Consider the following 19878-nt stretch of genomic DNA (forward strand, 5'->3'; position numbering starts at 1 on the left):
TAATAACTAAAACCAATTAACACATGAAAAAAGTATTTTACATTTTAGCTGCGACGTTAACAAGTTCATTTGCTTTTGCTCAAGATGAAGAATCACCAACTTCACCAGCAACAACTTGGGGCGGATCTGCTGATGCTTATTACAAATATGATTTTTCTAAACAAATGAATGGACTAACGAGCTTTACCAACTCACAGGATTCATTTGAATTAGGAATGGCTTCGATCGAAGCAGGTCATAGTTTTGGAAAAGGATCTGTTTTCGTAGACTTAGGTTTCGGAAAGAGAGCAGGAGAATTTTCATATAATGAGACAACAGATAAAGATATAAATGCTAAATTCTTAATTAAACAATTATTTTTCACGTATCAAATTACAGACGAATTCAAAGTAGTTGCGGGTAGTTTTGGTACACATATCGGATATGAAGTATTAGACGCTGTTGATAATAAAAACTACAGTATGTCATATGCTTTCTCTTACGGTCCGTTCTTTAATACAGGGGTTAAAGCACAGTATACTTCAGGAAAATTTACAGCGATGTTTGGTGTAACCAACCCAACAGACTTTAAATCAGCGATGGATGCAGGATCAACTCAAAAAACATATATTGGACAGATTGGATATATAGGAGAAACAGGGAGTGCTTATTTGAACTTTACATCAGGAAGCAGCAATCCAGCTTCTGATGAAAACAAAACACAGTTTGATTTCGTAGCTTCTAAAACTATTACTGATGCATTTGCTTTAGGGTTTAACGGAACTTACGCAAAAACTAAAAATGATTTTGACAGCACTTTAGATGGTGAATGGTTCTCATTAGTAGGATATGCTAATTACTCATTCAGCCCATCATTGCTTTTAGCTTACAGAATGGAATATTTTGATGCTAAAGATGCAGCTCCAAGTTTAGGAACCCTAACAGGATCTAGCGTATTTGCTAACACAATTTCATTAAACTATAAAGTTGGAAAACTTACAATAATCCCAGAGTTTAGATACGATGCTGCTTCTGAAGATATCTTCTTAGATAAAGACGCTGCACCAACAGGAGGATCATTCTTCGGATTAATTGCTACAACATACTCATTCTAGAGATAAAGATTGATATTTTTTTTTTTTTTTTTGGAGCTGTCGAAACATACTAATGTTTTGGCAGCTTTTTTATTTTGGAAGGGGGTTAAGTTGTGGGTTATTAGTTATGAGTTGTGGGTTATGAGTTATAAGTTATGAGTTATAAGTTATGAGTTATTAGTTATGAGTTGTGGGTTATGAGTTATAAGTTATGAGTTATGGGTTTGAGTTGTGGGTTTGAGTTGTGGGTTTGAGTTGTGGGTTTTTAAGTTGAGGATTTAATAAAAACGTTATTCATTTATCTCCTTGATTTGCTTTTATGAAAGATGTTTTATTTCGAAGGAATGTATGTGTACTTGCATAAATAATTTGATTGGGATTTAGGTGCTTCTGTAGAATAGTCTGATTTAATGGAAATATAAGCAACAAAAAAAAAGCGCATTCTATTGAATAAGAATGCGCTTTTCGTTTTATTATTTAATGCCTATTGAATCTGCTTTTTATAAATTGAATAGATCGTGTCAATTGTTTTTCGATCTAGAGTTGGGGTAGCATCAGTTTGAATATAGTGTAATTTAAAAGCTTGAATTGCTGCCGAAAGATTCTTAGTGTTATAACCAATAATTCGTAAAGCAGGTTCGATTTTAAAATCAAATGGAGCTTCTTCTAAAACAGCATCTGGCCAAATTCCAAAACCTTTTTCAGCAAGTGTTTTCCACGGAAATAAAGCACTTGGATCTTGTTTTCTTCCTGGTGCAATATCGGCATGACCTAAAAAGTTTTGAGTCGGGATGTTGTAGTCTTTTTTCAATTTTGTCAAAAGCGCTACTAAACTGCTGATTTGTGCTTCTGTAAAGGGTTTAAAACCATTATTGTCAAGTTCGATTCCAATGGAAGATGAATTTAAATCAGTATTTTTTCCCCAGGAAGAATTTCCGGCATGCCAAGCTCTTAAATAATCATTCAGCATTTGAACCACTTTTCCATTTTCCGAAATAATGTAATGAGAGCTTACCTGTGTTCTTGTTTTGGTAAACGTATTAATAGTCTGCTGAAGAGAATCCTGAGCAGTATGGTGAATAATTACAAAACTCGGTTTTCTTAAATTAAAATTTACAGTGCCAATCCACTCAGTGCTGATTCCGTTTAATAAAGAAGTCGATCCTGTTTTTGATAATGTATCTTTTACAATGCCAAGCTGAGATGCATATGTAGTATCAATAATAACAGGGCTTACAGACGGAATTGTTTGTGCTTGTTTACTTGTAATTTGGTTTTCCAGCGTTTTAAGCTGCTGGTCGTACGCTTTTTCAGTAGTCTTGTATGGATTTGTTGAGCAAGAAGTAATTATAATTGCTAAAATCAGACAACAAAAATGTTTTTTTGTCATAATTAACTTATTTATATATAGAGTTAAAACGATTATTCTTGAATTTTCGTATCTGAAATATCTTTACTTTCTTTTTCTTTTGAGTCTTTTGAATCCTTATCTTTTTTCTTTTTTGATTTTGTTTTTTTGATTTCTTTAAAATTATCCATGAAAGCAGTATATTTTGGTATCTGATCAGGATTTAAAAAAGCAGTTACTTTTTTATTGGTGCTTTCTCTTAAGGCTTTAATCTGCTCGATTTTTTGATCTTGACTGCTGCTTTCATTTTTCAATAAAACGCCTTGTTCTCTCATGCTGTCTGCTAAAACATTTGTAATAGCAATAACCTGTAATTCGTCAAGATTTACTTCAGGTTTCATTTGTTCTACGATCATAGCTGCCGTTTCTTCAGCAGGAATTTCTTTAGGTTTGCTGGTGTTTGGCTGTGGACCTCCCATCATGCTTCTATCCATTCCCATTCGGTTACCGCCATATCCGTTTCCGTAGCCATTATTATAGTAACCATTTCCGTATTGAGCTGAAGCAAAGTTGAAACAAAATAAAGTAAAAACTAAAATAATTAAGTTTTGAGTAAGTTTCATAAAAGTAATTTTGTTGGGTTAGCAATTCTTTCCTGTAAAATTAAGCAGGTTCTCCGTATAAATCAAATTCTGTTGCTTCAATTATCTTGATATTAACAAATTCGCCTGTTTTTACATAATGCTTAGATGCATCAATTAAAACTTCATTGTCAACATCCGGACTATCAAACTCAGTTCTACCCACAAAATGCGCGCCTTCTTTTCGGTCAATGATACATTTATAAACCTGACCTACTTTTTCTTGGTTTAAATCCCATGAAATTTGAGATTGTAATTCCATAATTTCATTGGCTCTTGCTTGCTTTACGTCATCTGGAACATCGTCCTCTAACAAGTAAGCATGAGTGTTTTCTTCGTGAGAATATGCAAAACAACCCATTCTGTCAAATTTCATTTCCTGAACGAAATCTTTCAAAATCTCAAAATCTTCCTGAGTTTCTCCAGGATATCCAACAATTAAAGTAGTTCTAATCGCCATTCCTGGAACGGCTGCACGGAAATCTTTTAAAAGTTGTGTAGTTTTGGCTTGTGTAGTACCGCGACGCATCGATTTTAAAATAGAATCAGAAATATGCTGTAGCGGAATATCAATGTAATTACAAATTTTTGGTTCGCGTTTCATGATTTCCAAAACATCCATTGGGAAACCAGTTGGAAAAGCATAGTGAAGACGAATCCACTCGATTCCTTCTACTTTAACCAAAGCTTCTAAAAGTTCTCCAAGATTTCTCTTTTTATATAAATCAAGACCATAATAAGTTAGGTCTTGAGCAATTAAGATTAATTCCTTAACACCATTTTTAGCTAAACCTTCAGCTTCTTTAACCAATTTTTCAATGGGCTGCGAAACGTGAGAACCGCGCATTAACGGGATAGCACAAAAACTGCATGGTCTGTCGCATCCTTCGGCAATTTTTAAATAAGCATAATTTTTAGGAGTTGTTGTTAATCTCTCTCCTAGTAATTCATGTTTATAGTCTGCTCCTAAAGCTTTTAATAATTGAGGTAATTCAGTTGTTCCAAAATATTGATCCACATTTGGAATTTCTTTTTCTAAATCAGGTCTGTAACGTTCAGACAAGCATCCTGTAACGAAAACTTTATCAACTAATCCTTTGTCCTTTTTATCAGCATATTCCAAAATCATATTTACTGACTCTGCTTTTGCATTATCAATAAAACCACAAGTGTTGATTACAATAATGTTTCCTTCATCCTTAGCTTTTGCTTCGTGAGTTACTTCTTTTCCGTTTGCACGAAGCTGACCCATAAGCACTTCACTATCATATACATTTTTTGAACACCCAAGAGTGATTACGTTAATTTTGTTCTTTTTTAAAGACTTGGTTCTCATACTTTTATAAATTGGAGTGCAAAATTACACTTTTTTATTCAAACACCGCTTGTTTCAGTTTTTTTTAGATGTTTTTTATGAAGCTGTTAGATATAAAAAAATCCGCCAAGTAGCAACCTGACGGAAATTCTCATTCATCTATTTAATTTTAATTACAATTCAAATAATAAGGTCAAAGAAACATTATTTAGTTTCGATGTTATATTAGCACCATCGGTAAAGCCTTGCGAGAAGAATCCTTGATTAGATTTTCTTTCTAGATATGAATACGCTAAATCTAATTTAGTTGCGCCAAAATTATAACCTAAACCGGCAGAATAGCTGTTTAAATCGCCAATTGTAGTTCCGTTTTTATAAGGACTACCTTCAAAACGATATCCGCCTCTTAAGCTTAATTGTTTTATTTTGTATTCAGCACCAACTCTTAATTCTCCATTATTAGTTAACTGATTGCTAAGATCACTGTTTACTCCTCTAAAACCTGCATCGCTTGTTGGTTTATATTTAGTGTTGCTGTAGTCTTTAATGGCGTAATCAACACTTATTAATCCTGATTTTCCAAAAACATATGCCGCACTGAAAGTTACTTTTCCTGGTGTTTGTAATGTGTAAGAGTCATACACGTTCACAATATTAGGATTTACAGTTTTATAAAGTTCAGGTCCGCCACTTGCTTGTCTTGTTGTGGAAATACTTTGAGAAAGCTCGTCGTATAATTCATACCAAGTGTTAGATTCATAAGCTAAACCAACTCTAAATTCTTCTGTAACTTTTGCAATTGCTCCTAATTGAAAAGAGAAGCCATTTCCGTAAGTGTATAAATCATTATTGAAACGAAGATTTGATATTGTTTCAGTGGATACTAAAGGATTAGAATTGTCTTCATAAAAACTTGTCGATCTTCTGTAGTCTGTAACGTGAACGTTTAAGTTTGCTCCTAAATAAATTCGGTCATTATATGACGTAGCAATATTGAAGCTTAATTTACTATTATATCCTCTTGCGTAAATCTCATTTTCATGATAATAATTTCCGCCTGCAGGAACATTGCTTGTATATTGAGTGTTATTATCGTTGTTTGCTACTGGGTTAATTACAAAACCATAATAACCAAAATAAGCTTGTTGTTCATTGTAAAATTGATCTCTATAATCAATACCTGTTATGTCTCCCAAAGGAATTCCATTAGCATATGCTAAGAAATAATTAGAAATACTGTTGGTTGGGTTGGTTCCGGCTGAAAATACATTGTTGTCAAAGTTATTAGTGTTTTCGTAGCTGGCTCCAATTGCTATTTTGTTCCATCCTCTATTATTTGGATTTCGGTCTTTAAAAACAAAAATACCTCCAGCCTGATTTAAAATGAAAGAATTTTTTTTATCAGAAGTTTGAGTTCCAAAATAGTCAGAATTGTTTTTTATGTTTTGATTACTTAGTGTTACTCCAACCTGATTGTTATTGAAAATGGCAGATCCTGCTGGATTGACACTAATAGCGGATAAATCTCCTCCAACTGCTCCAAAAGCACCACTCATGGCTCTAAATCTGGCAGTTCCAGTTAAATTGTCTTGTGCATAACGCATCGCATCTGAAACTTCCTGTGAATATGACGCGCTGACAGTTAGTCCTGTAATGATTAGGAAAAATATTTTTTTCATTATGATTTTTGTTTAGTGTGTGATATTAGATGGGTAAAAGAAGGAAATTGTTACCTTCTTCCACCACCGCCTCCGCCGTAAGATCTTCCGCCTCCGCCTCCGCCGCCAGATGATCTCATTCCTCCGCCTCCGCCACTATTCATAGAACGTGATGGGCTAGGAGAGTAGCTTCTTGATGGAGTGTTACCACTATTGTTGTAACTTCTATTAGTCGTGCTTGATCTGTTAGAATAATTGTAGTTACCGTTTGTGTTTCCTTGAGAGTAGCTTCTTCTGTTTGAGAAGGTCGGACTTGAGCTGTCGTAAGTTCTGCCATTTACAGAACTTCTTCTGTAGTCAGAAAAGCTGTTAGATCTGTTGGTGTAATTTCTGTTGGTGGTGTAACTGTTTCTGTTAGTAGAGTAACTTCTATTAGAAAAGCTTCTGTCTGAAATGTAATTTCTATTCGATGCATATCCTCTATTATAAGCGTAGTTACGTCCTCCGTAGTAAGCTGCAGATCCTCTTCTTCCGTAGTTGTAAGAGTAGTTAGCGTAGTAACGAGGTCCCCAGTAACTTGGGTATCCCCATCCTCCCCAATAACCTGGGTAACCGTATCCCCAAGCGTATCCAGGATACCCCCAGTAGCCGCCGTAGTAACCACCCCAGTAACCTCCATAACCCCATCCGTAATATGGGTATCCCCATCCAAGGCCGAATGACCATGTTGGGTTGGAGTAAACATTTACTGAAACGTCTGAATTACTGCTTCCCCATGCTGGATAAGCGGTAACAGCTGCAGTTTGTGTACTGTCGTTTTCCGAATAATTGCCATAACTGTCTACATCTGTAAAGATTTCGGTAGGCTGATTATCGTCTTGTAACGATCTAAAATAATCTTTGTATTGATTGTTTGTTTCTGTGGTATTTGATTGAGCATATCTGTTGGAGTAGTTACCGTACACGCCGTCATTGTCATGATAAGATGTATTTTGGTAAGAACCACATGATGCTAATAGAAAACTCAATAATCCAATTAAGTAAAAATGACTTGAGTTTTGGCGGTGAGTAGTATAAGTTTTCATATCTGTGGTGTTTTTTATTGTTGCACATTACAAAAATAGTTAGTTTTGTCAAACTATTTAGTTAAAATTATTAAAACAAAATTTGTGCCAAACTATATAAATATATGAGTAAGAACCTTACTACAAGATCAGAAGATTATTCTAAATGGTATAACGAACTGGTTGTAAAAGCAGATCTGGCTGAAAATTCAGGGGTCAGAGGTTGTATGGTAATCAAACCATACGGATATGCTATCTGGGAAAAAATGCAGGCTGAATTAGATCGTATGTTCAAGGAAACTGGACATCAAAATGCTTACTTTCCTTTATTCGTGCCGAAAAGCATGTTTGAAGCAGAGGAAAAAAACGCAGAAGGATTTGCAAAAGAATGTGCGGTTGTAACGCATTATAGATTAAAAAATGATGAGGAAAGACCTGGGAAATTAATGGTTGATCCGAATGCAAAATTAGAAGAAGAACTTATTGTTCGTCCTACAAGTGAGGCGATCATTTGGTCTACATATAAAGGATGGGTTCAGTCTTATAGAGACTTACCATTATTAATAAACCAATGGGCCAATGTGGTTCGCTGGGAAATGCGTACGCGTTTATTTTTAAGAACTGCCGAATTTTTATGGCAGGAAGGACATACAGCACACGCAACAAAGGCTGAAGCATTAGAAGAATCAGAAAAAATGATGAATGTGTATGCTGATTTTGCTGAAAACTTTATGGCAATTCCTGTTGTTAAAGGTTTTAAAACCGAATCAGAACGTTTTGCTGGTGCAGATGAAACATATTGTATTGAAGCATTAATGCAAGACGGAAAAGCACTGCAAGCGGGGACTTCTCATTTCTTGGGACAGAATTTTGCAAAAGCTTTTGATGTGAAATTTGCAAATGCAGAAGGTAAACAAGAGCACGTATGGGGGACATCATGGGGAGTTTCTACTCGTTTGATGGGGGCTTTGATTATGACGCACTCTGATGATCAGGGATTGGTATTGCCTCCAAATTTGGCGCCAATACAAGTTGTAATTGTCCCTATTCATAAAACAGATGAACAATTGGCGGAAATTACTACTGCAGTTAATGAATTGACAGCTAAGTTAAGAAAGCTGAAAATTTCGGTTAAGTATGATGACAGAACAACTCAAAAGCCAGGATTTAAATTTGCTGAGTGGGAATTAAAAGGTGTGCCTGTTAGAATCGCTGTTGGCCCAAAAGATTTAGAAAACGGAACTTTTGAGGTAGCAAGACGCGATAATTTGACGAAAGAAGTCGTTTCTAACGAAAAAATCGTAGATCACGTAAATAATCTTTTAGAGCAGATTCAAGCAGACTTATTTACAAAAGCTTTAGAGTATCGCAATACTCATATTACAGAAGTAAATAATTTTGAGGAATTTAAGGAAATTTTAGAAGGCAAAGGAGGTTTTATTTCAGCCCATTGGGATGGAACTCCGGAGACAGAGGAAAAAATAAAAGACTTGACAAAAGCGACTATTAGATGTATTCCTTTGGATGCTGTAGAAGAGGCGGGAACCTGTGTGTTTACTGGGAAACCTTCTGCTAAGAGAGTGCTTTTTGCTAAGGCGTATTAAAAATTTATATATTTTTTTGCATTAGGTGTTGCGTAAATAAAAATTAGATGTATCTTTGCATCCGCAATACAGAAGCATGGTCCGTTCGTCTATCGGTTAGGACGCCAGGTTTTCATCCTGGTAAGGGGGGTTCGATTCCCCCACGGACTACAAGTTATATTACATATTGAAAAGTTTCCAAACTTAGGAGAATTATGGTCCGTTCGTCTAGGGGTTAGGACGCCAGGTTTTCATCCTGGTAACAGGGGTTCGATTCCCCTACGGACTACAAAATTAGTTGTAAATAAGTTTTGTAAAACAAAAATTGGTGTCTCGGTTTTTGTTTTATTAGTTAAAACCAAAGTGATTGTTTTTTGCAATTGTGGGAGGTTTTTCTTTTTTAACTAGTATTTATAATAATTATTACATCTAAAATTAAAAGAAATGGCAAATCATAAGTCAGCATTAAAAAGAATCAGAAGTAACGAAAAAAGAAGAGTTCTTAATAGATATCAGCACAAAACTACTCGTAATGCTATTAAAGCATTAAGATTAGCTACTGATAAATCTGATGCGACTGCAAAATTATCAACTGTAATTTCTATGATTGATAAATTAGCTAAAAAGAACATCATTCATGATAATAAAGCTTCTAACTTGAAGTCTAAATTAACTAAACACGTTGCTAAATTGTAATTAAACAATTTATCTAAATTATATTAAAGTCCTCTTAAAGAGGACTTTTTTTGTTTATATCTGTAATGAAACTCCAATTTTAAATATATTAAGATTGGAATTTTGAGTTTTTTAGTATTGAATTTATCTGTTTTATGAATTAAAATCGTTATCCCATTTTTTTCTTTAAATATTCCAGCATCGCCTGTGTAATTGGTTTTGAAAGAAAATCTATTATAATAGGATATTTTTTTGCTTTGGCAAGATCTTCAGGATCTATAGTGGATGACAGTACAATTACTTTTGCACTGTTGAATTCAGAATAAGCTTGAGAAGTAAAATGATCTAGAAATTCCCAGCCACCCATAACCGGCATGTTTAGGTCTAGAAAGATTAATTCAGGTTTCTTACTGATTTTGTTGTTGTATTTTAAGTTATTGAAATGGCTTAAGGCCTCTTCACCATTATGAGCGCTAATGACTTCTTGGGAAAATGAAGATTTTGCGATTACTTTTTTGCACAGCATTAATGTGATTGGATCGTCATCTATACATAAAATCTGCTCAAACATATATTAGTTTTTAAATGTTATAGTAAATGTTGTTCCTTTATTGACTTCGCTGTCAATGCTGATTGTCCCTCCCATCGTTTCTACCTGTGATTTTACCAAATATAAGCCTAATCCTTTACTGTCGGGATAATTGTGGAATCTTTGGTATAGTCCAAAAACTTTATCGCGATTTCGTTCCAAGTCAATCCCGATTCCGTTGTCTTTAAAAGTTAATACAGCTTGATTGTCAATTTGATCAGCAACTATTGAGATTTTTAACTTCCTATTTTCAGATTTATATTTTATTGAATTCGTTAATAGGTTAAGTAAAATGCTTTCAATATAAGCTTTGTTAGTGTTAAGAAGCGGAACTTTGTCAAATTTTAATTTAATAATAGGTTTATGTAATTCTATTTGAAAAGATAATTGGCTGAAAACATTTTCAAAAACTTCTTTTAAAGATACTTCTTCTTTCTGCATCGAAGGGTTATCTTTAATAATGATGACCTTTACAAGATCGTTAATGGTTTCATTTAATAAGTGAGTCGATTTGGTAAAGCCGGCTAGAATTTCTTTCAATTCTTCATCTTCGATTGGAATATCTTCTATTAAATTTAAAAGTCCAATTAAGTTAGATAAAGGTGCTCTTAAATTATGCGAAGTGATATACGAGAACTGTTTTAGATCTTTATTGTTTTGAGTCAGCTCGCGTATAAGGTGTTCTTTTTCGGTTTCCAGTTTCTTTTCATCAGTAATATCTCTTTGAATGGAAATCCAGTGGGTTATAATGTCTTCATTGTTAAAAATAGGAATCATGGCAAACCGAACCCAGTATTCTTCCTGTGTTTTAGTGTAGGTTATGGTTTCAATTACACACTCTTCTTCATTTTTAATGGCTCTAAGGAGTTTTTTTAATTCCTCCGAATCAGATTTTGGACCTTTAAAGATGTTGGCAGATTTTCCAATTATTTCATTAGATCTGTAGCCAGACATTTGAGAAAAGGCTGGGTTAACATAAACAATTCTCGGGATTTTACGGTCAACAGAGTTGGCTTCGGTAATTAAAATAGAATCTTTAGATTGAGTAATTACTGTTTCTAGAAGTTTTAATCGCTGTTCTTCTTCTTTTTGTTTGGTGATGTCCTGAATGGCTCCAATCATTCTGATCGCTCGTCCGTTTTCATCTTTCAATAAAAATCCACGGTCAAGGACATACTTGTAAGTTCCATCGGCACATCTAAAACGGTATTGATCTTGCCATTTTTCTGTTTTTTGTTCAATGAAAGAATATAATTTAATCGACATTCGGATACTGTCTTCTGGATGAATTTTGTCAAACCACCATTTTGAAGTTTTTCCAACTTCTTCTGGTTTATAGCCGAAAACACTTTCAATTCCCTTATTCCAGTTGATGCTGTCTTCTGGAATTTTCCAATCCCAAATAGTATCACTAGTCGCTTTTGCTACTATGTCATACTTTTCATTTGATTCCTTAATTTCTTGATTGGTTTCCTGTAGTTTTTCAAAAACAGAAATATTTTTATTTTCATTTTTAGAAAGTATATATTTGAAAATAAATCCAGTAGTTAAAATAATAAAAGCGTCTTTCAGAAGAAATAAAAAGGAATATTTTGGCTCAAAAAAGTATTTAGTAATTATGTTGTGGCCTGCTGCAGCCACAATTAGCGATATGATAACGTAAACAAGAGTAATTTGTATAGTTTTACTTTTCATCACTCAAATATAGTTAAATTAACTATAACTATACAATAAGAAAAGTTCATTTTGGCACCTAAATTAACACTGGATTAACGAACTAATTACTTGGATATACGCAAACTATCGCAGAAACGTTTTTTTTATCAAAATAAAGTGTACTTTTGCACCCATTAAAAAACACAAATGGAATCTATTAGAAATATTGCAATTATTGCCCATGTCGATCACGGTAAGACCACTTTGGTTGATAAAATTATGTATCACTGTCAATTATTTCGTGAAAACGAAAATACAGGTGATTTAATCCTAGATAATAATGATTTAGAGCGTGAGAGAGGTATTACTATTACTTCAAAAAACGTTTCTGTTCAATATAAAGGAACAAAAATCAATATTATCGATACTCCTGGCCACGCGGATTTTGGAGGTGAAGTAGAACGTGTATTGAACATGGCTGATGGTGTTTGTTTGCTTGTGGATGCTTTTGAAGGTCCAATGCCGCAAACGCGTTTCGTATTGCAAAAAGCGATTGACTTAGGTTTAAAGCCATGTGTGGTTATCAATAAAGTGGATAAAGAAAACTGTACTCCTGAAGAAGTTCATGAAAAAGTTTTCGACTTAATGTTTGAGTTAGGTGCAACTGAAGAACAATTGGATTTCCCAACTGTTTACGGTTCTGCTAAAAACAACTGGATGTCAGATGACTGGAAAGTTCAAACACAAAACATTGAGCCATTATTAGACATGGTAATTGCAAATGTTCCTGCTCCTAAAGTTTCTGAAGGAACTCCTCAAATGTTGATTACTTCTTTAGATTTCTCTTCTTTTACAGGTCGTATCGCTATTGGACGTCTAGAAAGAGGTGTTTTAAAAGAAGGAATGCCAATTTCTTTGGTAAAAAGAGATGGGAAAATCATCAAATCAAGAATTAAAGAATTACATACTTTCGAAGGTTTAGGCCGTAGAAAAGTTGATCAAGTGGTTGCAGGAGATATTTGTGCTGTAGTAGGTATTGAAGGTTTTGAAATTGGTGATACAATCGCTGACTTTGAAAATCCAGAAGCTTTACAGACAATTGCTATCGACGAGCCAACCATGAGTATGTTGTTTACAATTAACGATTCGCCTTTCTTTGGTAAAGAAGGTAAATTTGTTACTTCTAGACATATCCGTGAAAGATTAACAAAGGAGCTTGAGAAAAACTTAGCGATGAAAGTTGGAGAAACTGATTCTGCTGATAAATTTATGGTTTTTGGTCGTGGTGTACTTCACTTATCTGTTCTTATTGAAACAATGAGAAGAGAAGGGTACGAGCTTCAAATTGGTCAGCCGCAAGTAATCATCAAAGAAATTGATGGAGTTAAATGTGAGCCAATTGAGGAATTAACTATCGATCTACCAGAAAATCTTTCAGGTAGAGCAGTTGAATTCGTTACAATCCGTAAAGGTGAAATGCTTTCTATGGAAGGTAAAGGCGAGCGTATGATTGTTAAATTTAATATCCCGTCTCGTGGAATTATCGGTTTAAGAAATCAATTGCTTACTGCTACAGCTGGTGAAGCTATTATGGCACACCGTTTCATTGGATACGAACCATACAAAGGAGAAATTCCTGGACGTAACAACGGTTCATTAATCTCTATGGAAAATGGAAAAGCAATTCCTTACTCTATCGATAAATTACAAGATCGCGGTAAATTCTTCGTTGATCCAAACGAGGATATCTATGAAGGTCAGGTAATTGGAGAAAATACTCGTAGCGATGATATGACAGTTAACGTTACTAAAACGAAAAAACTTTCTAACGTACGTTCTTCAGGAGCTGATGATAAAGCTAGAATTATTCCAGCTATCAAATTCTCTTTAGAAGAAGCTTTAGAGTACATTCAGAAAGATGAGTATGTTGAAGTTACTCCAAAATCTTTACGTTTAAGAAAAATTTACTTGAACGAAAATGATAGAAAAAGATTTAAAATCTAATACATTTTAAATTTCGATATAAAAAATCCCAAATTCCAATTAAGGAGTTTGGGATTCTTTTTTATAATTTAGTTTGGACTTTAGAATTTCAAACATTGGATTTTTAGTACATTATCTTTTCAAGCTAAAATGACCTTTAATATTTCGGCCATCTGCAAAAAGTAAGGAAAACCAATAATCATCTGACGGGAGTGGCTGACCATTGAAAATCCCATTCCATCCTGTACTGCTTTGGTTCATTTGTTTTAGCAGTTTTCCGTATCGATCAAAAATAGAAATGGTATAATTTGGAAGAATATTTGAATTACTGATAGACCATAAATCATTATAACCATCTCCGTTTGGGGTAAAAAATCTAGGATAATCAATAACGTATACAATGAAAGTATTCGATATACCGCATCCATTTTTATCTCGCGCAACCGCATTATAAATTCCCGGAAGTATTCTTGTGAATTCCGGATCATTCTGAAAAGTGACGCCATCAAGTGAAAATTCATAACCACCAACACCTGTATACTGAATCAAAATAGCATTATCATTACCTGAAAAATCTTTTACCACCGCATCAGTAATAATAGCAGGTTCAGATAAAATAACTTTAAATGTCTTAATCTTTTCGCATCCATTTACATCTTTTACAGTTACGGTATAATCTCCTGGATTAGTAATTATAATAGAATTAGAGGTTTCTCCGGTGCTCCATAAATAACTGCTGAATCCTGCTGTGACTGATAAAGTTTGATCGTCTCCTTTACATACATATACGGATTGATCTTCAAAATTGGGCGGATCAAATGTATTGACAACCAAATTTACAGCTGTAATGGCATAGCAATCTGGACCATTAACTACTCTGGCATAAATGGTTTGATGGTAAGCAGTTGTGTTTTCAAAAATGTTAGGAAGTGGATTTGTTTCGGCTAATGCATCTTCTGCTGTTAAATAATAAACCGCCTTAAGTCCCGTAGGAAGTCCTGTGATGATTTGAGGAGTAACTTCTCCATCTAAATCAAAATGATAAAGTCCATCTTGAGTTCCATCACCGTCGCAAGTACTGATTGGATTTGGATTAGCAACTGCTGTATTTGAGATTTGAAGCGTAACTTCTGCAATTTTATAGCAGTCAAATTGATTTTCTAATCGAGCATAAACAATCTGATTTGCAGTCTTATTGATGTAACTTTCAGGAGTTGCAATTGGATTTGTTTTATTTTGAGCATCAATGAATGTTTCATAATAACCTTCGTTTGAGATACTGGAAACATTATTTTTAACCATGTTATCAACTTTATTGATGTTGAAAATAGAAAATCCGTCATTATCATCGTCACATTGAACGATGGTTGTATTGGTAGAAAGAATTTCAGGAGCATAATCTATTTGGATCTCCCCAATTAGAGTACAGCTAGAAGGGCTCAACGTAACTTCAACACTGTATTTTCCGCTGTCTGTAACAGTGTAAGTTGGAGTAGAAGCAACCTGTACATTATTCTTAAACCATTTATATGAATATGCTGGAGATAACTTTGGATCTAATAAATACGTATCACCATAACATAACGGATTAGCATTAGAAGAAGTTCTATTTGGGCCAAAATCAATTTTAGAAGCAAAACTTCCGGCTTGTAAAAAAACAGCCGAATCATAATACCTGTTTTTGTCATCGGCAATAACCAATTTTATATGATAGGTTTTTCCTGCTGTAACATTGGTTTGTGCATTCATAACAACTGTCTGGCCCGCATAATTTACTGGACTTGAATTGTTATTTAAACCATTAAAATAATGTTCATTGATTGCAGGACAGCCATCATAACGGTCGCCATTTGGAGCAATTCCTCCTTCAATTTTTGGACGTACATTTGTAGAAGAAAGCGGAGTTGAAGTGTTGGGTAAAACTGCTAAGTTCTTATAAGATTCAGAAGTTCCCACTTCTTTAATTAAAAAAGCAAATCCATCTGAATATTCGCAGGGATAAAAATATTGATATTCGTTTGAAGCAAAAATATAATTGAAACTTAAAAAATCAGTAAGTGGTACAAAATCAAATTCTATTGAAGTAGCATTTATAGAATTAATACCCAAAATTTGATTCAAATCTGTATCGCCAACCCAAGCCGGATTTCCTCCGCCCATATCACTAAAATAAGGGCCAATTGCTTCAGTACTTGTAGAGGTAGTTAAAATGATGCCTTCTTTAAAAGGAAAATTACTTGTCCCTGCACTAAAATAAGCAAAACTGTTTTTTCCGGGTGTGTAGGTATCTCCAATTCCAGTTGTATTACTAACAGCAGCACATGAGCTGTTTACTAAAACATTCTCAACGAGCTGCTGTGGTGTTCTTTGATCGTCAATTGTTATTGCTTGTGCCTTTACCTTGACAGATAAAAGACAGAGCAATAATAAAAGTATAAATCTTTGTAACGAATCCATAGTATAACAAATATACTATAAATCCCGACTTTTTAGTAGTTTGTAAGAAAAGTAAATGAATAAAAATGTCCAGACTGATACAATAATAACGGCAGCATAATCAACTCCATATTGTCCGTCTAAATCAACTCCCATTTGCGAACTGATATTTCTAACAACAGAAAGACGCGGGCCGGGATTAACAATTAAGTTAGACATTGATTCTAAGGGAAGAAACTGTGTGATTTTATCGCCGGTGTTACTATCTGGGAAAATTTTAAAAACTAAAATTCCTTTGAAGATTCCTTCAAGAATACTCCATACCAAAAGAAAACCTAGTGCAAAAGCAGAACGTTTTACCAAAATTCCTAAAAACAAACAGAAAGAAAAGAAACCTGTAAGCTTTACGAAAAAGGCTAAAAGATAATCCAAATCACTGAAAATAATTCCAAACTCAGTATACGATGAAAAGCTTAAACCCAGTAATAAACTCATTATAAAAACAAAAACAGTAGAGCAGAAAGCAAATACCACAACAGTAAGAAATTTTGAAAGAATGAATTCTTTTTTGCTTAAACCGTCAATTAAATTTTGTTTTAAAGTTCCGTAACTATATTCATTGGCCATCATAGAAACAATTACAATAGCAAGAAAGAATTTTAGCCAAGCAGCAACATAAGTATTAAAATGCCATATAAACGGAAAATTAAAAATTCCCATTTCGGCAAGATGAAATTTAAAAGGGCCAATGTCGAATTTTATCGAAGCTATTAAGGCAATAAACGAAAGTAAAATGAAATATGTGAGCGTAAGAACACGGCTGGCTTTGTTTTTCCAGATTTTTTGTAATTCTATTGAGATAAGTCTTTTCATGGCTTAGTTGGTTTTTGAAGTAGTGTTTTTGGTTAAGGCTAAAAATTGAGCTTCCAGGCTGGTTTTACGTTTTACCAGATGACTTAAAACAATATTTTTTGAGAATAAAAACTGGTTTAATTCTGAAGCAGCAAGATCAGATTTTAAGTAAACCAAAACCTTTCCTTCTTCCTCCGTAATTCGGTCTATAGCCGAATGATTTTCCAGAGCTGATTTTAAAAGAGTATTATCATTTGATGAAATTTCAAAAAAGCCTTCGTTAGCCGACATCGCATCAACGGAACCTGAATATAAAATTTCACCTTTTCGTAAAACCACTACATGCGAACATACTTTTTCTACTTCATCCAGCAAATGCGAAGCCAGTAAAATGGTAGTTCCCTGTGCTGCGATTTCTTTGATGATGTCACGAATCTGGTGAATTCCCTGCGGATCTAAACCATTTGTAGGTTCATCTAAAATTAAAATTTCTGGATCATTTAAAAGTGCCGAAGCAATTGCCAGACGTTGTTTCATTCCTAAAGAAAAAGTGCTGAATTTTGAATCCTTTCTTTCGGTAAGACCAACCAAATCAAGTTTTTCAATGATTTTAGAATAATTAATACTTTTGATTTTACAGACAAGCTTTAGATTTTCTTCTGCTGTCATGTACGGATAAAAGTTTGGGCGTTCGATAATCGCGCCTACTTTTTTCAAAGCTTCATGAGTTTCTATCTTTCCATCAAACCATTTGTAATTGCCTGAGGTTTTATTAACAACATTTAAAACAATTCCTAAGGTTGTAGATTTTCCACTTCCGTTAGGACCTAAAATTCCGTAAACGTGACCTTTTTGTATAGAAAAAGATACATTTTTGAGCGCCTGAATACGTCCGTATTTTTTGCTGAGATTCTCGATAGTAAGTATGGTTTCCAAATTTATTTCGGTTTTAGTTTTTAGTAAGACGAATCAAGTTCTATATTGTTACGTTAAATTTAATTTTCTCTAAATTTGTACTAAAGATATTCAAAATGAGTGAACCTTTAATGGTGTTAAAGAAACCTTCTTATCCTTTAACACAACCACTTTTAAGTTATTTGGAGAGATTTGAACGTATTTCGAAAGTTTCGATTTTTTACGATGACTTATTACGCTTTTCCGGTTCAATCAATGTATATGATAAAAATGACAACGATACTTTATGGATTCGGGTATATTACGGCGAATTTGAAAGAGATGAAATTGATTTAAATCTAAAAAAAATCTATTCTCTTCTGCATTCAGATGGAAACAGCGAAATCATTCAATATCTAAATGTTGATGCGATTGATTACTGTACTTTCGGAAATTCGAAACCTTTCCGAATCAAAGTCCGAAATATTCTCAACGATAACTACGTTCATTTCTACATTAAAAAAGCAGATGCATCTAGAATTTACGGACTTGAATTAGAAGATATTCTTTCGCCAGATAAAATCAACTTTTTAGTGTATAATGATACATTAATTGAAGAACATATTATTGGGATTCCAGGCGATGTTTTTATGGATACATTATTGGATAAATGTACCGAAATGGAAAAAGCCCAGATTGCCAAAGAGTTTGTAAAATTCAACGAACGTTGTATGATTAGGCTTTTAGGAGATATGCGGGCTTACAATTATGTAATTGTTCCTATTCACGATTTTGATCAAGTAGTCTATAAAATCCGTCCGATTGATTTTGACCAGCAGTGTTACGAAGGAAATTTTAAAGTATATCGTCCGCAGTTTTTCAAAGAAAATTTTCCAATGATTCAGCTGATTAAAGAAAAATTGGAAGAACGTTCTATTATTCAATACAAAGATGAAGAAAGAGCGATTTTAGCAAAACGTATTCACTCGGCCGAAACCAGAATTAAAAAATTACTGAATATTATGTGCCACGATACCATTTCGACTCAGGAGCATTTAAACCAGTTAAAAATGGAATTGTACCGATATACCAATGATATGAAGTTTAAAAATGCCAAATCAATGGGGCATATTATGCATGCTGCGTTTGAGTTTATTACCCGTAACTTTAAGAACACAAACCTAGTGTAATCGATCTAAACTTATAAGACATAAATTTATGAAAAAGACCTTTTTAATAACCATTTCAATTGTTTTATTAGCCTGTCAGCAGAAATCTGGTTCTGATTTAAAAGAACTGTATTCGCTTCCCAAAAAATTAAAAGAAGTTTCGGGAATTACCTATTTTCCAGAAACCAAACTGATTTACACTTTAGAAGACAGTGGCAATAAAAACGCAATTTATGCTATTGATTCAAAAGGGAAACTGGCAAAAACTATAAAAATTGAAAATGCTGTAAATGTTGATTGGGAAGATATTACCAAAGACAAAGCAGGGAATATCTACATTGGAGATTTCGGAAATAACGATAACGAACGCAGAGATTTGTGTATTTATAAAGTGGCCAAAAATCAGTTAAATAAAGATCAGGCTTCCGCCGAATATAAAATCTCATTTTCGTATCCGGAACAAAAAGAATTTCCGCCAAAGAAGAAAGAAATGTTTTTTGATGTAGAAGGTTTCTTTGAGCAGAATGGTTATTTCTACCTTTTCACTAAAAACCGAAGCAAAGGTTTTGATGGAACTGCTTTTATCTACAAAATCAAAAATGCTGCAGGAACTCAGAAAGCAGTTAAAATTGGAGAATTTAAAACCTGTAATAATTACAATCATTGTGTATTGACGAGCGCGACAATAAGTCCAGATGGAAAAAAAGTAGTTTTATTAAGCCATGATAAAATTGTTTTATTTAAAGGTTTCAAAGGAGATTTATTCCACAAAGGCACACAAACTGAAATTAGCCTAAATCATTTCTCTCAAAAAGAAGCCATCGTTTTTAAAGACAACAACACTTTGTTGATAGCTGATGAAAAAACAAATAAAATAGGAGGAAAGGTTTATGAGTTTGCTCTAAGTCGCTAAGATACTGAGGTGCTAAGAAAAGAGTAGCC

Annotated in this window: 16 protein-coding genes and 2 tRNA genes; 8 read left to right on the forward strand and 10 right to left on the reverse strand. The window is 33.9% G+C overall.

Annotated elements, in window-relative coordinates:
• Positions 1-23: 23 nt before the first annotated feature.
• Positions 24-1094, forward strand: coding sequence for an outer membrane beta-barrel protein (locus J0383_RS16520; RefSeq protein ID WP_207295082.1), 1071 nt, complete (start codon positions 24-26; stop codon positions 1092-1094).
• Positions 1095-1557: 463 nt separating this feature from the next.
• Here the strand turns inward: J0383_RS16520 and J0383_RS16525 are convergent, their stop codons facing one another.
• The 5 genes from J0383_RS16525 to J0383_RS16545 form a co-directional block, all read right to left on the reverse strand.
• Positions 1558-2463: an N-acetylmuramoyl-L-alanine amidase gene (locus J0383_RS16525; RefSeq protein ID WP_207295083.1), complete on the reverse strand. Its 906-nt coding sequence runs from the start codon at positions 2461-2463 to the stop codon at positions 1558-1560.
• Between the two features lie 32 nt (positions 2464-2495).
• A complete protein-coding gene (locus J0383_RS16530; protein ID WP_207295084.1) occupies positions 2496-3044 on the reverse strand; it encodes a hypothetical protein in 549 nt (182 codons plus the stop codon).
• A gap of 40 nt (positions 3045-3084) precedes the next feature.
• Positions 3085-4398 (reverse strand): 30S ribosomal protein S12 methylthiotransferase RimO, encoded by a 1314-nt coding sequence (gene rimO / locus J0383_RS16535; protein WP_207295085.1) that lies wholly within the window; start codon positions 4396-4398, stop codon positions 3085-3087.
• Between the two features lie 152 nt (positions 4399-4550).
• Positions 4551-6056, reverse strand: a complete 1506-nt coding sequence (locus J0383_RS16540) for an OmpP1/FadL family transporter (RefSeq protein ID WP_207295086.1) — start codon at positions 6054-6056, stop codon at positions 4551-4553.
• A gap of 50 nt (positions 6057-6106) precedes the next feature.
• Complete coding sequence (locus tag J0383_RS16545; RefSeq protein ID WP_207298757.1) at positions 6107-7120, reverse strand: hypothetical protein; 1014 nt, start codon at positions 7118-7120, stop codon at positions 6107-6109.
• Between the two features lie 104 nt (positions 7121-7224).
• On the opposite strand from J0383_RS16545, the gene proS reads away from it, so the two are divergent.
• The 4 genes from proS (at position 7225) to rpsT (ending at position 9378) form a co-directional block, all read left to right on the forward strand.
• Positions 7225-8703 (forward strand): proline--tRNA ligase, encoded by a 1479-nt coding sequence (gene proS / locus J0383_RS16550; RefSeq protein ID WP_207295087.1) that lies wholly within the window; start codon positions 7225-7227, stop codon positions 8701-8703.
• A gap of 78 nt (positions 8704-8781) precedes the next feature.
• Positions 8782-8853 (forward strand) — tRNA-Glu (locus tag J0383_RS16555).
• A 46-nt stretch (positions 8854-8899) separates the two neighbouring features.
• Positions 8900-8971, forward strand: a tRNA-Glu gene (locus J0383_RS16560).
• A 155-nt stretch (positions 8972-9126) separates the two neighbouring features.
• Positions 9127-9378, forward strand: coding sequence for a 30S ribosomal protein S20 (rpsT, locus tag J0383_RS16565; protein WP_089052957.1), 252 nt, complete (start codon positions 9127-9129; stop codon positions 9376-9378).
• Positions 9379-9526: 148 nt separating this feature from the next.
• On the opposite strand, the gene J0383_RS16570 is transcribed toward rpsT, so the two are convergent.
• Positions 9527-9928 carry a response regulator gene (locus tag J0383_RS16570; RefSeq protein WP_207295088.1) on the reverse strand — a complete coding sequence of 134 codons (402 nt, stop codon included), beginning with the start codon at positions 9926-9928 and terminating at the stop codon, positions 9527-9529.
• Between the two features lie 3 nt (positions 9929-9931).
• The gene (locus J0383_RS16575; protein ID WP_207295089.1) at positions 9932-11641 is read right to left on the reverse strand and encodes a PAS domain-containing sensor histidine kinase; all 1710 of its coding nucleotides are present in this window, start codon (positions 11639-11641) and stop codon (positions 9932-9934) included.
• 168 nt (positions 11642-11809) lie between these two features.
• Between J0383_RS16575 and typA the strand changes: the two genes are divergently transcribed.
• On the forward strand, positions 11810-13606 hold the full coding sequence (gene typA, locus J0383_RS16580) for a translational GTPase TypA (RefSeq protein WP_207295090.1): 1797 nt from the start codon (positions 11810-11812) through the stop codon (positions 13604-13606).
• A 111-nt stretch (positions 13607-13717) separates the two neighbouring features.
• Here the strand turns inward: typA and J0383_RS16585 are convergent, their stop codons facing one another.
• The 3 genes from J0383_RS16585 to J0383_RS16595 are packed head-to-tail and all read right to left on the reverse strand — an operon-like array spanning position 13718 to position 17809.
• Positions 13718-16042 carry a T9SS type B sorting domain-containing protein gene (locus tag J0383_RS16585; RefSeq protein ID WP_207295091.1) on the reverse strand — a complete coding sequence of 775 codons (2325 nt, stop codon included), beginning with the start codon at positions 16040-16042 and terminating at the stop codon, positions 13718-13720.
• A gap of 15 nt (positions 16043-16057) precedes the next feature.
• A complete protein-coding gene (locus J0383_RS16590) occupies positions 16058-16894 on the reverse strand; it encodes an ABC transporter permease (protein ID WP_207295092.1) in 837 nt (278 codons plus the stop codon).
• A gap of 3 nt (positions 16895-16897) precedes the next feature.
• Positions 16898-17809: an ABC transporter ATP-binding protein gene (locus J0383_RS16595; RefSeq protein ID WP_207295093.1), complete on the reverse strand. Its 912-nt coding sequence runs from the start codon at positions 17807-17809 to the stop codon at positions 16898-16900.
• A gap of 95 nt (positions 17810-17904) precedes the next feature.
• Between J0383_RS16595 and J0383_RS16600 the strand changes: the two genes are divergently transcribed.
• Positions 17905-18957 carry a hypothetical protein gene (locus J0383_RS16600; RefSeq protein WP_207295094.1) on the forward strand — a complete coding sequence of 351 codons (1053 nt, stop codon included), beginning with the start codon at positions 17905-17907 and terminating at the stop codon, positions 18955-18957.
• Between the two features lie 28 nt (positions 18958-18985).
• Entirely contained in the window at positions 18986-19849 is an 864-nt protein-coding gene (locus tag J0383_RS16605; protein ID WP_207295095.1) for an SdiA-regulated/phytase-like domain-containing protein, read from the forward strand.
• Positions 19850-19878: the final 29 nt, after the last annotated feature.

It is taken from the genome of Flavobacterium endoglycinae, assembly GCF_017352115.1.
In the GTDB taxonomy this organism is placed as follows: domain Bacteria; phylum Bacteroidota; class Bacteroidia; order Flavobacteriales; family Flavobacteriaceae; genus Flavobacterium; species Flavobacterium endoglycinae.